This is a genomic window from Sinorhizobium terangae, from assembly GCF_029714365.1.
In the GTDB taxonomy this organism is placed as follows: Bacteria; Pseudomonadota; Alphaproteobacteria; order Rhizobiales; family Rhizobiaceae; genus Sinorhizobium; species Sinorhizobium terangae.
Genome location: NZ_CP121659.1, coordinates 317,722 through 332,438, shown reverse-complemented (window position 1 = coordinate 332,438; position 14,717 = coordinate 317,722). Strand labels below are relative to the sequence as shown.

At 61.3% G+C, this 14,717-nt stretch carries 12 protein-coding genes; 4 read left to right on the top strand and 8 right to left on the bottom strand.

Annotated elements, in window-relative coordinates; genetic code table 11:
• Nucleotides 1-18: 18 nt before the first annotated feature.
• The 3 genes from zwf (at nucleotide 19) to edd (ending at nucleotide 4,260) form a co-directional block, all read left to right on the top strand.
• Complete coding sequence (gene zwf / locus QA637_RS01565) at nucleotides 19-1,494, top strand: glucose-6-phosphate dehydrogenase (RefSeq protein WP_153438366.1); 1,476 nt, start codon at nucleotides 19-21, stop codon at nucleotides 1,492-1,494.
• 9 nt (nucleotides 1,495-1,503) lie between these two features.
• The gene (gene pgl / locus QA637_RS01560) at nucleotides 1,504-2,202 is read left to right on the top strand and encodes a 6-phosphogluconolactonase (protein WP_153438367.1); all 699 of its coding nucleotides are present in this window, start codon (nucleotides 1,504-1,506) and stop codon (nucleotides 2,200-2,202) included.
• A 240-nt stretch (nucleotides 2,203-2,442) separates the two neighbouring features.
• Nucleotides 2,443-4,260, top strand: a complete 1,818-nt coding sequence (gene edd / locus QA637_RS01555; protein WP_153438369.1) for a phosphogluconate dehydratase — start codon at nucleotides 2,443-2,445, stop codon at nucleotides 4,258-4,260.
• A gap of 246 nt (nucleotides 4,261-4,506) precedes the next feature.
• On the opposite strand, the gene QA637_RS01550 is transcribed toward edd, so the two are convergent.
• The 7 genes from QA637_RS01550 to QA637_RS01520 form a co-directional block, all read right to left on the bottom strand.
• Nucleotides 4,507-4,872: a GFA family protein gene (locus QA637_RS01550; protein WP_283063054.1), complete on the bottom strand. Its 366-nt coding sequence runs from the start codon at nucleotides 4,870-4,872 to the stop codon at nucleotides 4,507-4,509.
• A gap of 118 nt (nucleotides 4,873-4,990) precedes the next feature.
• Complete coding sequence (locus QA637_RS01545) at nucleotides 4,991-5,407, bottom strand: hypothetical protein (protein ID WP_380785571.1); 417 nt, start codon at nucleotides 5,405-5,407, stop codon at nucleotides 4,991-4,993.
• Nucleotides 5,408-5,634: 227 nt separating this feature from the next.
• Nucleotides 5,635-6,723, bottom strand: a complete 1,089-nt coding sequence (locus tag QA637_RS01540) for an ABC transporter ATP-binding protein (protein WP_153438372.1) — start codon at nucleotides 6,721-6,723, stop codon at nucleotides 5,635-5,637.
• 74 nt (nucleotides 6,724-6,797) lie between these two features.
• Nucleotides 6,798-8,453 (bottom strand): beta-galactosidase BglA, encoded by a 1,656-nt coding sequence (bglA, locus tag QA637_RS01535; RefSeq protein WP_153438373.1) that lies wholly within the window; start codon nucleotides 8,451-8,453, stop codon nucleotides 6,798-6,800.
• Between the two features lie 30 nt (nucleotides 8,454-8,483).
• The gene (locus QA637_RS01530; protein WP_153438374.1) at nucleotides 8,484-9,629 is read right to left on the bottom strand and encodes a carbohydrate ABC transporter permease; all 1,146 of its coding nucleotides are present in this window, start codon (nucleotides 9,627-9,629) and stop codon (nucleotides 8,484-8,486) included.
• A gap of 1 nt (nucleotide 9,630) precedes the next feature.
• Nucleotides 9,631-10,641 (bottom strand): carbohydrate ABC transporter permease, encoded by a 1,011-nt coding sequence (locus QA637_RS01525; protein ID WP_153438376.1) that lies wholly within the window; start codon nucleotides 10,639-10,641, stop codon nucleotides 9,631-9,633.
• A 163-nt stretch (nucleotides 10,642-10,804) separates the two neighbouring features.
• Nucleotides 10,805-12,163, bottom strand: a complete 1,359-nt coding sequence (locus QA637_RS01520; RefSeq protein WP_184108435.1) for an ABC transporter substrate-binding protein — start codon at nucleotides 12,161-12,163, stop codon at nucleotides 10,805-10,807.
• 289 nt (nucleotides 12,164-12,452) lie between these two features.
• Here QA637_RS01520 and QA637_RS01515 point away from each other — a divergent pair, with 289 nt between their 5' ends.
• A complete protein-coding gene (locus QA637_RS01515; RefSeq protein WP_153438379.1) occupies nucleotides 12,453-13,484 on the top strand; it encodes a substrate-binding domain-containing protein in 1,032 nt (343 codons plus the stop codon).
• 84 nt (nucleotides 13,485-13,568) lie between these two features.
• On the opposite strand, the gene folD is transcribed toward QA637_RS01515, so the two are convergent.
• On the bottom strand, nucleotides 13,569-14,468 hold the full coding sequence (folD, locus tag QA637_RS01510; protein ID WP_184108434.1) for a bifunctional methylenetetrahydrofolate dehydrogenase/methenyltetrahydrofolate cyclohydrolase FolD: 900 nt from the start codon (nucleotides 14,466-14,468) through the stop codon (nucleotides 13,569-13,571).
• Nucleotides 14,469-14,717 lie beyond the last annotated feature (249 nt).

The following is a 14,717-nucleotide window of genomic DNA, read 5'->3' as shown; positions in this document are numbered from 1 at the left end:
ACGAGATCGAGATATCCCATGAGCAGCCAGATCATTCCCGTCGACCCGTTTGATTATGTGGTGTTCGGGGGCACCGGCGATCTTGCGGAGCGCAAGCTTCTGCCCGCGCTCTATCACCGGCAGATCGAAGGTCAATTCAGCGAACCGACGCGGATCATCGGCGCATCACGTGCGGCACTGACCCATGAAGAATACCGCACGTTCGCGACCGACGCCTTGAGAGAGCATCTGAAACAGGGCGAATTCAACGAAGCGGAAGTGGCGAAATTCACAGCCCGACTCTACTACGTCTCGGTCGACGCCAAGTCCGACCAGGGCTGGGACGATCTGAAGAAGATCCTCGAAGAAGGAAAGGATCGCATCCGCGCCTTCTATCTCGCCGTGGGCCCGGCGATCTTCGGCGACATTTCGGAAAAGATCCGCGACAACAAGCTCATCACCAAGAACACCCGGATCGTCGTCGAAAAACCGATCGGCCGCGACCTCGCCACGGCGACGGAACTCAACGACACGATCGGCAAGGTGTTCCGCGAAGAGCAGATCTTCCGTATCGATCACTACCTCGGCAAGGAGACGGTGCAGAACCTCATGGCCCTGCGCTTTGCCAACGCGCTTTACGAGCCGCTGTGGAACTCGGCGCATATCGACCACGTGCAGATCACCGTTTCGGAGTCCGTCGGCCTCGAAAATCGCGCAGGCTACTACGACAAGGCGGGTGCGCTGCGCGACATGGTGCAGAACCACATTCTGCAACTCGTCTGTTTCGTCGCCATGGAAGCGCCGACCTCCATGGACGCGGAGGCCGTGCGCGACGAAAAGCTCAAGGTGCTTCGCGCGCTGAAGCCGATCACCGCCGCCAATGTCGAGCAGGTGACGGTTCGCGGCCAGTATCGTGCCGGCGCATCCGCCGGCGGTCCGGTCAAGGGCTATCTCGAGGAACTGGAAGGCGGCGTTTCCAACACCGAAACCTTCGTCGCGATCAAGGCCGAGGTCAGCAACTGGCGCTGGGCTGGCGTGCCCTTCTATATTCGCACCGGCAAGCGCATGGCGGGCCGCATGTCGGAGATCGTCATTACCTTCAAGCAGATCCCGCACTCGATCTTCGATCACAGTGCCGGACGCATTTCGGCCAACCAGTTGATGATCCGTCTGCAGCCGAACGAAGGCGTCAAGCAGTCGCTGATGATCAAGGACCCGGGACCGGGCGGGATGCGGTTGCGCAATGTTTCGCTCGACATGAGCTTCGCGGAGGCCTTCGCCGTGCGCAACGCCGATGCTTATGAACGGCTACTGCTCGATGTCGTCCGCAACAACCAGACGCTGTTCGTGCGCCGCGACGAGGTGGAAGCCGCATGGCAATGGATCGATCCGATCCTGAAGGCATGGGAAACGACCGGGCAGCAGGTGCAGGGCTACACGGCCGGCACCTGGGGGCCGAGCCAGTCCATCGCGCTCATTGAGCGCGATGGACGCACCTGGAATGATACGATCTAGGATCGACCGATGAGCGCTTCCCTGCACATATTCGAAAACGGAACGGCATTGGCGGAGGGCCTTGCGGATGCGGTCAGCGCCAAGCTCGCCGCGGCGATTGAGGCCCGCGGCGCTGCGAGCATCGCGGTCTCCGGCGGAACGACGCCGAAGGCATTCTTCCAGGCACTGTCGCGGCGCGAGATCGACTGGACCAAGGTGACCGTCACCCTTGTCGACGAGCGGTTGGTGCCGCCGGAAAACGAGCGCTCCAACCATGGGCTGGTCGCCGCCAACCTGCTGCAGAACAAGGCGGCAGCAGCAAGATTCCTGCCGCTTTACCACGCAGCAGCCACGGCCGAGGACGCCGCAGCGACGGCAAGCCGTTCGATGGCGGCGATCGGCACGCCCTTCGATGTGGTTATCCTCGGGATGGGAACGGATGGACACACCGCCTCGTTCTTTCCGGGAGGTACGCGTCTCAAAGAGGCGATCGATCCGGCGACGCCACGCGGCGTGATCACGATGGAAGCGGACGGCGCGGGCGAGACGCGCCTGACATTCACCTTTTCCAGTCTTGAGGATGCCGGGCTACTCGTCCTGCATATCGAAGGCGACGGCAAGAAGGAGGTTCTTGCCCGAGCGGAGGCGCCCGGCGACGAGGCAGAGATGCCGATCCGCGCGATGTTGCGGCGCGCAACATCGCCGCTGCAGATCTACTGGGCGCCGTAACAGGGGCGAGTGCCCTTCGGGGAACCGCCGAGGTAGATGCGCCCAGAACCAGAGCTTTCCTTGCGCGTTCTCCCGAGTGCGCAGGTCGTGTTGAGTGATTTATCCTCGCGATCGAACTGAGGCTAGATTACACAACAATTCAAACTGTTACAGCCGCCGATGCGGTGTCGCACGGCCGCTGTAGACCGATGACAGGATGAAGACAGGGGCCCTCCTCACGGCTCCGGAACAGGATGTATCATGTCCGCCGATTCCCGCGTTGCCGCCATCACCGCCCGCATTGTCGAGCGTTCCAAACCCCAGCGCGAAGCCTATCTCGATCGCATCCGTAGTGCTGCGGCAAACGGGCCACATCGCAGCGTTCTCGGCTGCGGCAACCTTGCACATGGCTTTGCTGTCTGTTCGCCCGCCGAGAAGACGGCGCTCGCGGGTGACCGTGTCCCGAATCTCGGCATCATCACCTCCTACAACGACATGCTCTCGGCGCATCAGCCCTTTGAGACCTATCCGGCGCTGATCCGCGAGGCCGCCCGCGAGGCTGGCGGCGTGGCGCAAGTTGCCGGCGGCGTGCCGGCGATGTGCGACGGCGTCACCCAAGGCCAGCCCGGCATGGAGCTGTCGCTTTTCTCACGCGACCTCATCGCGATGGCCGCGGGCGTCGGGCTGTCGCACAACATGTTCGACGCCGCTGTCTATCTCGGCGTCTGCGACAAGATCGTGCCTGGCCTCGTGATCGCCGCATTGACATTCGGCCACCTGCCCGCGGTCTTCGTCCCCGCCGGGCCGATGACCTCGGGCCTGCCGAATGACGAGAAGGCCAAGGTCCGCCAGCTCTTTGCCGAGGGCAAGGTCGGTCGCGACGAATTGCTCGAGGCTGAATCCAAGTCGTATCACGGCCCCGGCACCTGTACCTTCTACGGCACCGCCAACTCCAACCAGATGCTGATGGAGATCATGGGCTTCCACCTGCCTGGCGCCTCCTTCATCAATCCCGGCACGCCGCTGCGCGACGCGCTGACGAAGGAAGCAGCCAAACGGGCGCTCGCCATCACCGCCATGGGTAACGAATTCACCCCCGCCGGCGAGATGATCGATGAACGATCGATCGTCAACGGCGTCGTTGGCCTGCACGCTACGGGCGGCTCGACCAACCACACCATGCACCTCGTTGCCATGGCGCGGGCTGCGGGCATCCTGCTCACCTGGCAGGACATTTCCGAACTTTCCGACATCGTGCCGCTTCTGGCCCGCGTCTATCCGAACGGGCTCGCGGACGTGAACCATTTCCACGCCGCCGGCGGCATGGGCTTCCTGATCGGCCAGTTGCTCAAGAACGGATTGCTGCACGACGACGTCCGGACGGTGTTCGGCCAGGGTCTCGACGCCTATGCCATCGACGTCAAGCTCGGCGCCAACGGCGGCGTTCACCGCGAGCCGGCGCCGCAACAGAGCGCCGATCCGAAGGTGCTGGCGACGATCGATCAACCGTTCCAGCACACCGGCGGGCTCAAGATGCTCGCCGGCAATCTCGGCAAGGCGGTCATCAAGATTTCGGCCGTCAAGCCGGATCGCCATGTCATCGAAGCGCCCGCGAAGATCTTCCACGACCAGGCGGAGCTCAACGCCGCCTTCAAGGCGGGCAAGCTTGAGGGCGATTTTGTCGCCGTGGTCCGCTTTCAGGGTCCGAAGGCCAATGGCATGCCGGAACTGCACAAGCTGACGACCGTGCTCGGCATCCTGCAGGACCGTGGCCAGAAGGTGGCCATCCTGACCGACGGCCGCATGTCAGGCGCGTCCGGCAAGGTCCCGGCCGCCATCCATGTCACCCCGGAAGCAAAGGACGGCGGACCGATCGCGCGCATTCAGGAAGGTGACATCATCCGTATCGACGCGATTGCCGGAACGATCGAGGTACTGGTCGAAGACATTGCGCTGAAGACGCGCGTGCCGGCCCATATCGACCTCTCCGACAACGAATTCGGCATGGGCCGCGAGCTTTTCGCGCCGTTCCGCCGCATCGCTGGCGCGGCCGATCATGGGGCTAGCGTCCTCTTCTAGAGCGCCGTGCGTTCAAATGAACGCACCAAGGACGCTCTAGCACTTTGATTCGAGAGCATCTTATCCGCTTTCCATTTGAAAGCGGGATGCTCTACTGCATGATTCCCTAAATCGGAATCGATTTAAGGATAAAATCATGCAGCAATTCAACGTGCTACAGCGACCTTTGCGCGTCCAATTGGACGCGCGGCGCTGTAGTGACTCGGCGAACGTCCGGACTTGCCCACCAAATAATGGCCGCCCTCGCTACGGGAGCGGCACGGGAGGCATGTCGTTTTGGCCGTCGTAACGCTCGATCTCGAGTGTGAACACGTCCACCCCCTCGATGCAGCGGGCGTTGAGCGAAACGCGGTCGCCCGGATAGCCGCTTCGCATGATCGCGGTGCCACAGGTGGGGCAGAAGTGATGGCCTCCGTTGACATCGCGCCAGATGTAGCTCGACAGGCGGCGCTTTTCGGTGATCAGCCTGACAGCGGCGGCATCCACCTTCCAATGAAGGAAACCGGAACGCCGGCACGTCGAGCAGTTGCATTCGACCAATCGCGATAACTCAGCGTCGACCTCGAGAGAGATGTCGCCGCAATGACAGGAAAGGCGATAGGGTCGCTGCATGGCGGTTCTCTGACCTGATCTACAGTCGTCACAGCTTGAGTCTCGACGACGCAGGCAACCCCGTCAAGACGGAGCGCAAATGCAGGCAAGAACGCCGGACGTGGCGCGCTTTCACTTTTCAGCGGTAGATATCGAGCGTGCGGTTGCGGTGGTTCGGATGCGTGCTGTAGACGAAAATCCGGTTCAGGTCGCGATCGGTCAAAAGCCGCAGGAAGCGGGCTTCAATGATATTGTTGGCATGCACGCGCTTGAGCAGGCAGCCGATCAAGGGGATGCGTGCGCTCGGGATATCGAGATAGAAGTTCCGCGGCAGCTGGAACTGCGTCATGATGCCTATGAGGGCGCTGCTTTTGGAAAGCTTGATGATCTCGCAGCGGCGAGACGAGAGGTGCTGCATTCCTTTCTCGGTGAATTCGATGCGCGCCTCGTTGCGAGTGTCCTCCATTGGGAAGTTCGCTTCCCGATCATACATAAAGGATTCTTCCTTGTTGAGGAAGTGCTGGGCCGCGCCGCTCATAGAATTCGCCTTTCGCATTTCAATCTGCGGCGACGCTAGCCCATGAAATTTAACAGAGAGTTTGACTTGCCAAACACCTGTGGAAAACTCGCCCGGCAACGCCGGAGCGGTGCAATATGGTTAAATCCATCTAACCGAAGCGGAGGAGAAAGCGCAGCCATTTGTCCGCTTGCGCCGATCGCCGGTGACTCCTTGAACTTGCGCATTCCGGACGGAAAACCGCGCACACTTTTCCTCATCCCGCTCTAGGCGCGATAGCTGCGTCCTTCGGCATCGAAGAGGTGAAGCTTTGCCTTGTCGGCGGTAAAGCGCACCTTGTCTCCACGTTTGACCTGCGGGATGCCGGGCATCTTCGCGATGAGCGGCTCGTTCTCGACCAGTCCCTCGATATAGAGCAGCGTCACTTCACCGAGCGCCTCGACGATCGAAACCGTTCCTTCGAACAGGAAATCTTCGGACTGCGTCGCCTGCAGGTCTTCCGGACGCACGCCGAAACTCGCCGTCTTTCCTTTCTCGGATGCGTCCGTGGCCATGTCGAGCGTCACCGACTTGCCGCCCGCGAGCGTCACGGTCGTCTGCGCGCCGGTGGCCGAGATCGTCGAAGGGATGATGTTCATCGCCGGCGAGCCGATGAAGCGGGCGACGAAGAGGTTCGCCGGGCGCTCATAAAGTTCGAGCGGCGCACCGACCTGCTCGATATGGCCTGCCGAAAGCACGACGATGCGGTCAGCAAGCGTCATCGCCTCCACCTGGTCGTGCGTGACATAGATCATTGTTGTATCGGCCATCTGCTCATTGAGCTTGGCGATCTCGATCCGCGTGGCGACGCGCAGGGCCGCATCGAGGTTGGAAAGCGGCTCGTCGAAGAGGAAGACCTTGGGATTTCGGCAAATCGCCCGTCCGATCGCCACGCGCTGACGCTGCCCGCCGGAGAGCGCCTTTGGCAGGCGGTCGAGATATTGGGTTAGTTGGAGGATTTCCGCCGCCGAGCGCACGCGGCGGTCGATCTCCTCCTTCGACTCCTTGGCGATCCGCATGCCGAAAGCCATGTTGTCGTAGACCGTCATGTGCGGATAGAGCGCGTAGGACTGGAACACCATGGCGATGCCGCGCTTCGATGGCGGCACGTCGTTGACCCGGTCGCCATCGATGAACATGTCACCGCCGGTTATCTGCTCAAGGCCGGCGATCATCCTGAGCAGCGTCGATTTCCCGCAGCCCGATGGCCCGACGAAGACGATGAACTCACCCTGTTTGATGTCGAGGTTGATGCCATGAATGACATCAACGGCCCCATAGGACTTGCGGATATCTTTAAGCAGCAGGCCTGTCATCGCACCCTCCCCTCGCTGTTTCTTCATCATCCATTTTCTTCAAACGAACCGGCGTCCGCTTCGCTTGAAGATGCTCAGACCACACGCGCGAAGAACGCGCCCCAGGCCGGAAGATTGATTGTATTGCCTTTTATCTCTGCGACGAAACCGTGTCCTTCGAGCGGCTCCAGCGGTTCGGTCGGCAAGTTCGCCGTCGCCACCCCTTCGCTCATGTTGAACAGGCAAAGCAGTTTCTCATTGCCATGAGTGCGAAGGAAACCAAGAAGCGGCGCCTCAGTCTCGAAAAATTCGATCTCGCCCTTTGCAAAGGCGGGATACGCCTTCCTGAACTGCAGGAAGCGGCGGTAATGCTGCATGACAGAGGCCGGGTCGGCCTCCTGAACAGAGACGGCCTGAGCCAGATGGTTCTCGGGGACTGGCAGCCACGGTGTGTTGTCGCTGAACCCGCCGTCGGGCATGCTCTCCCATACCATGGGCGTGCGGCAGCCGTCGCGGCCCTTGAAGTCGGGCCAGAACTGGATGCCGTAAGGATCCTGGAGATCCTCGTAGGCGAGCTCCGCTTCGGGCAGCGCCAGTTCCTCGCCCTGATAGATGCAGACCGAACCTCTGATCGACATCAAAAGGCTTGCCAGCAACTTGGCGTGAGCGCCGTAATCGCTGACGCCGTCGGCCCAGCGGCTGGCGTGGCGGACGACGTCATGATTGGAGAAGGCCCAGCAGGCCCAGCCTTCGGGCGCCGCCCTCTGGAAATCACGCAGTACGTCGGCCACGCGGCCCGGCGTCAAGGGATCCGGCGCCAGAAACTCGAAGGCATAGCACATATGCATCTTGTCGCCGCCGGAGGTGTATTCACCGGCGATCTCAAGGCCGCGCTGGCTGTCGCCAACCTCGCCAACGGCGGCGATCGCCGGATACTCGTCCATCACCGCCCGGAAGCGCCTGAGGAATTCGAGGTTTTCCGGCTGGTTCTTGTCGTAGAGGTGCTCCTGGTAATTGTACGGATTGACGGCCGGCGCCGTCGAAGCATTGCGCCGCTCCGGCACCAATGCCGGGTTGTCGCGCAACTGCTTGTCGTGGAAATAGAAGTTGATGGTGTCGAGGCGGAAGCCGTCGACGCCGCGCTCGAGCCAGAAGCGCTCGACGGCAAGCAGGGCCTCCTGAACCTCAGGATTATGCAGGTTGAGGTCCGGCTGCGAGGTCAGAAAGTTGTGCAGGTAATATTGCAGCCGCGTCGGATCCCAGGCCCAGGCGGAGCCGCCGAAGATCGACAGCCAGTTGTTGGGCGGGGTTCCGTCGGGCTTGGAATCTGCCCAGACATACCAGTCCGCCTTGGCGTTGCTGCGGCTCGACCGGCTTTCGACGAACCATGGATGCCGATCAGACGTGTGCGACAGGACCAGATCGATCATGACCCGCAGGCCGAGGCGGTGCGCCTCAGCGATCAGCGCATCGAAATCCTCGAGCTTGCCGAAGATCGGATCGACATCCCTGTAGTTGGAGACGTCATAACCGAAGTCCCTCATCGGCGAGGTGAAGAAGGGCGAAATCCAGATCGCATCGACGCCGAGCGCCGCGACATGCGGCAGCCGGGCGGTGATACCATTCAGGTCGCCGATGCCATCGCCGTTCGTGTCCTGAAAGGAGCGCGGATAGATCTGGTAGATCACCGCCCCACGCCACCAATCCCTGTCGGGCTTGAGAATGGAGCCGGTTATTTCGGTCTGGTTCATTCGTGTAAAAGGTCCTTGTCCTGAAATCTGTCAGCCGCCCTTGACCGATCCAGCGAGCAGACCGCGCACGAGATAGCGCTGCAGGGCGAAGAAGACGATCAGGGGAACGACGATGGTGATGAAGGCGGAGGCAGTCAGGATTTCCCAGTTGCCGCCGCGAGAGCCGAGCAGGTTGACCAGCCGCCCCGTCAGCACGAGTTGGTCCTGGCCGGTGCCGAGGAAGACGATCGCGACCAGGAGATCGTTCCAGGTCCACAGGAACTGGAAGATCGCGAAGGAGGCGAGCGCCGGGAAAGACAATGGCAGGATGATCTTGACGAAAATGTCAAAATCGCTAGCGCCGTCGACGCGCGCGGATTCCATGATCTCGCGCGGCAGGCCCGCCATGTAATTGCGCAAGAGATAGATCGCGAGCGGCAGGCCGAAGCCGGTGTGCGCAAGCCAGATGCCCATATAGGTCTTGGCCGGGACGCCGAAAAATGCGCCGACGCCGTTGTAGAGCTTCAGGAGCGGAATGAGCGACATCTGCAGCGGCACGACCAGCAGCCCGACGACCACGGCGATCAGGATCGCACGCCCCGGAAAGGGCATCCAGGCCAGGGCATAGGCTGCAAAGGCCGCGATCAGAATCGGGATGACCGTCGATGGAACGGCAACCGTCAGCGAGTTGATGAAGGACGCACCGATGCCCTCCGCACCCAGCACCTCCCGATAGTTATCGAGGGTGAAGCGCGGTGGTGCTGCGGCGGTGAAGAAGATGCGCTGGCCGCGCGAGCCTTCCATCTTCGTATCGGAAACGATCTCGAAGCTGCCGTCTGCCTGCACGGTCAGCTTCTCGCCGTCGTTCAGTTCCGCGGTTTCTCCGGCCTTGAACGCTGCCGGTTCGCGGCTGGAGAAGCCGAAGGCCGAAATCTGTCCGGCCTGACCGTCAAGAATGTTACCGGAGATGACGAACTTGCCGTCCCGTTCAACCTGGCTGTCGGCCGCCGGAGCACGCGCGACGTCATTGCGCGACGAAGTGGCAAGGGCGGTCCACCATCCGGAAACGGCGAGTTGATCCTTGTCGCGCAGCGACGAGATCAACAGGCCCGCGGTCGGCATCGTCCAGAGAGCGACGATGAGAAGCACCGAGAGATGGACGGCCCACATCAGCGGGGAGCGCGTGGCTGGGGTCATCTCAGTGGCTCCTCATTTCCTTGGCCGCATTGCGGATGTTCCATATCATGATCGGGACGACGAGAATCATGATCACCACTGCGATCGATGCGCCGCGGCCAAAGTCCCCGCCGCCGCGGAACATCCAGTCGAACATGAGGTTGGCGAGCACCTGGCTCTGCCATTGCCCGTTCGTCATCGCCAGAACGATGTCGAAAACCTTGAGCACCAGGATCGTGATGGTGGTCCAGACGACGGCGATCGTGCCCCAGATCTGCGGCACCATGATCTTGAAGAAGATCTGCCAGCCATTGGCGCCGTCGATCACCGCGGCCTCGATGGTCTCCTCCGGTATGCCGCGCAGCGCCGCGGAGAGAATGACCATCGCAAATCCTGTCTGGATCCAGATGAGGATGACCATGAGGAAGAAATTGTTCCAGAAGGGCAGCGTGATCCAGGCCTGCGGTACGCCGCCGAGGGCGACGACGATGGCGTTCAAGAGCCCGATCTGTTCGGCCCCCTCCGCACGGTAATCGTAGATGAACTTCCAGATGACGGCGGCGCCGACGAAGGAGATCGCCATCGGCATGAAGATCAGCGTTTTGGCGATGTTGCCCCACCAGATACGGTCCGTCAGCGCCGCGATGACGAGCCCGAAGAAGGTCGACAGTGCCGGAACGACCAGCAGCCAGAGGAAATTGTTGAAGATCGACTGCCGGAATTCACCGTCATTGATCATCCAGCCGTAATTGCGTGCGCCGACGAAATTCTGACCGCCGCGATCATGAAAGCTCAGCCACACGGACTCGATGACCGGGTAAATGAGATAGATCGACAGGGCGAACAATGCCGGCGCCAGAAACAGCCAAGGCCGGATGGCGTTGGTGATACGCAGGTTGCGGGAGGCCGCCTTACCGGAGAGGCCCTTCGATGGGAAAATCCGATCGAGAATGAAATTCGTGCCCCAGAAATAGGCTGCGCAAGCCAGGACACCGGCAATCATGGTCACAATGGCAGTAAGTAGCTGCTGCATGACACATCCCTCCCCTTAAACGCCCTCTGGAGCAGGGATGCTCCGAGCGCATCGTGTGATTGCGGCTGCCGCTCTTGATTGGGACTGCCCCGATTGCTGAGGCGATCCGGAAATGAAGGAGTGGCGGACGAGATTAGCATCGTCCGCCGTCATTATTTGAGTCTTACTTGATGGCGTCCCACGCCTTCTGCACGCCGGCCGCGACGTCGGCAGACGATTTACCGCCTACGAAATCGACCATGCCTGTCCAGAAGGCGCCTGCGCCGATCTTGCCCGGCATCAGGTCGGACCCGTCAAAACGGAAAGTGGTCGCGTTGAGCAGGATCTCGCCCTGTTTCTTCAGCGGCGGATTGCCATAGGTCTCCACGTTGACGCTCTTGTAGGGCGTCAGGAAACTCGTCTGGGCCATCCAGACCTCATGCGCAATCGGCGTCTTCAGGAACTCGATGAAGGCGCGCGCGGCTGGCGTGTCCTTGGTGATCAACGCGAGCGTGCCTGCGCCGAGCACCGGATTGCCAAGCTCCTTCTTGCTCTCATAGGGAGGCATGTAGAAGAAATCGGCATCTTCGCCGATCACCGTGCCTTCCGGGAAGAAGGACGGAATGAACGACGCCTGATGGTGCAGGTAGCACTTCGGCGGCGAGGCGAAGAGGCCCTTCGGGCTGTCGCGGAAGTCGGTTGAGGCGACGGCCGCAGCCCCGCCGTCGACGAACTTGTCGTTGCGCGCAAACCAACCGAACTCGTCCAATGCGCCGGTGACCGCCGGATCGGTGAACGGGATCTCGTTCTTGACCCACTTGTCGTAGACGTCGGCTGACTGCGTGCGCAGCATCAGGTCCTCGACCCAGTCGGTTGCCGGCCAGCCGGTCGCGCCACCCGAACCGAGGCCGATGCACCACGGCTTTTCACCATCGGCAGCGATCTTTTCGGTCAGCGCCTTCAGCTCTTCCATGGTCTTCGGCACTTCGTAGCCGGCGTCCTCGAAGTTTTCCGGCACGTACCAGACCAGCGACTTCACGTCGATCTTGTAGGGGAATGCATAAAGCGCCGCCTTGCCGTCCTTGCCGGTGTAGGTGGAAAGATCGACCCAGGATTGACCGGCGGCGTAGTTGTCGAGCAGCCACTGTTTGGTTTCATCGCCGAGCGGCGTCAGGTAGCCCTTCGAGGCAAGGTCTGCGATGAGGCCCGGCTGCGGCAGGATCGCGACGTCCGGCGGGCTCCCGGCTTGCGTGTCGATGACGATCTGCTGTTCGTAGTTCTCGGAGGACGAGTACTTGAGGTCAACGCCGGTCGCTTCGACGAAGTAAGCATAGACGCTCTTGAAGAGCGCCTCGTCCTCGCCGCGCCAGGGGCCGAAGATCGTCAGCGTCTGGCCCTTGAGGTCGTGGCCTTTCTTGAACTCTTCGAAGCTCGCCCAGTTGAACTTGGAGTCTTCGCCGGGCTTGAACTTCAGCTCGGCAGCATCGGCAGTCCCCACTACCAGTGCGAGCGCAGCCACGCCCATCAGGAATGATCTCTTCACGTCATCGTCCTCCCAACATGAACCCGGACGTTGCGTCGCGGGCGGATCATAAATGCGCATTCAAAGCGCTTTGAGTTCGCTAAGAAATCATCGCGGCAGACGAAGAGTCAAGGGCTTTCCTTCCGACCGTCTCAATGGAACGTGGATATTGCCATGCATCAACATTTTGCGGCGCGAAAACGCGGTTTTCCGCTTTTTCCGATGCGGAACGGGTGGTAGAGGACAGTGGGGGCGCTGACCGGAACATCCTAAATGAAAGGAGCATCCAAAGCGCTTTGGGAGGAGGCCAATGCCGGTCAAACTTAAGCAGCTAGCGGAGCTGCTCGGCCTGTCGCAGACGACGGTCAGCCGAGCGCTCAACGGCTACCCGGAAGTAAACGCCAAGACGCGACAGCGGGTCCTGAAAGCGGTACGCGAGACCGGCTACAGGCCGAACCGCGCAGCGCAGCGGCTCGCAACAGGCAAGGCCTACTCCATCGGCCTCGTGATGCCGATCGCCTCCGGCATCGTATCGGACATTCATTTCGGCGAATTCCTCGCAGGTCTCGCCGAAGAGGCGGTCAAGCATGACTTTCACTTCGTGCTGAACCCCAGCGCACCGGATGACGAGGAAGCGACGTTCCGGCGGCTGGCGGCAAGCGGCAATGTCGACGCGGTCTTTCTTGCCCATATGCGCGCCAACGACCCGCGCATCGCCATGCTGAAGTCTCTGTCTATCCCCTTTGTCGTGCATGGCCGATCGATCGGCGGCCCGAAAGACTATCCGTTCGTCGACATAGACAACACCGCCGCCTTCTATGAGGCGACGCGGCTTCTCATCCAGCTCGGCCACCGGCGGATCGCGCTAATCAACGGACAGGAACATCTCGCCTTCGCCATTCGCCGGAAAAAGGGCGCGACGCGCGCACTCAAGGAGTGGGGTCTCGATCTCGACGAAACATTGGTCCACCACTCGGTCATGACCGATGAATTCGGCTATCGCAGCATGCAGCGCTTCCTGACGCAGCCGGATCCGCCAACCGCCGTTCTCTGCTCGAGTACGGTTCTGGCGCTCGGCGCCGTGCGCGCCATCAATCAGGCCGGCCTCACGGTCGGCACGGATATTTCGATCATCGCCCACGACGATGTGTTGCCTATGCTGAAGCCGGAAAATTTCAGCGTACCGCTGACGACGACGCGCTCGTCCTTGAGGGCGGCCGGCGCACGCGTCGCCAGCCGGCTGATTGGCGGCATTCTGGAACGCGGCACCTACCCCGATCAGGAACTATGGCACCCGGAGCTGATCGTTCGTGCCTCGACGGGACCGGCACGGGACAAATAGCAACTGACGCGTGCGACGGTTTTCCGTCCGAACACTCACGAAACGGCGAAGCGGACGGCAGAAAGCCGCCCCCCCAATATTGTCTCAGAACTTCGGCGGCTTGCGACCGGCCTTGCGGCAGGCGGCAATGATCGTGTTCGCCATGAGCATGGCGATGGTCATCGGCCCGACACCGCCGGGGACCGGCGTGATGACGCTTGCGAGCTTTGCGCATTCCTCGAAGGCAACGTCGCCGACGAGCTTTGTCTTGCCGTCGCCACGTTCCGGCGCCGGGACGCGATTGATACCGACGTCGATCACCGTCGCACCGGGCTTCACCCAATCGGCCTTGACCATCTCCGGACGACCCACGGCGGCAACCAGAATGTCGGCATTTCGGCAGACGGCAGGCAGATCCTTCGTGCGCGAATGCGCCGTCGTTACCGTCGCATTGGCGGCCAGAAGCAACGCCGACATCGGCTTGCCAAAAAGGTTGGAACGGCCGATGACGACGGCGTTTAATCCAGAAAGATCCTCGCCATGCGTGCGGCGCACGAACACCATGGCCCCGGCGGGCGTGCACGACACGAGCCCGCCATCGAGATCCCCGGTCGCGACCTTGCCGGCATTGACGACGTGCAGCCCGTCGACATCCTTCTCAGGGAGGATGGACTGAATGATCGGCTCCGACCGAAGATGCTTCGGCAGCGGCAGCTGCACGAGAATGCCGTGGATGGACGTATCCGCGTTGAGTTCGGCGATGAGCGCCGCGAGCTCCTCCTGCGATGTCTCCTGCGGCAGCGTGTGCTGGACCGAAAGGAAACCGCATTCCTTGGCCATCTTGCTCTTTGCCGATACATAGGTATGGCTTGCCGGATCGTCTCCGACGATCACCACCGCGAGTCCGGCGCGCACGCCGGTTTCCGCCTCCAGCGCCTTTGTGGCGGATTTCACGGTTTCGATGACCGAAGCGGCAACGGCCTTGCCATCAATCACAGTCGTCACGGCGTTTCTCCCGGTTTGTCCTTCTCGCGGCACACTCTAGTGGGCAGGGTATCAAGCGATTGCCTGCATGCGCCCTATGCTGTTCCAAATGCATAAATGCAAGAGCTGACACGCCCGGAAGCAGCAATGCGGCGAAGGACTACCGCATTTTCCTTGCATCGCTGAAAGATCGGATCCGCCCGCCTGCAAAGTCTTGAGGGAGCAAACCGCACCGCGAGAGCAATTTTCGGCAAGCGTCGATCATCCGGC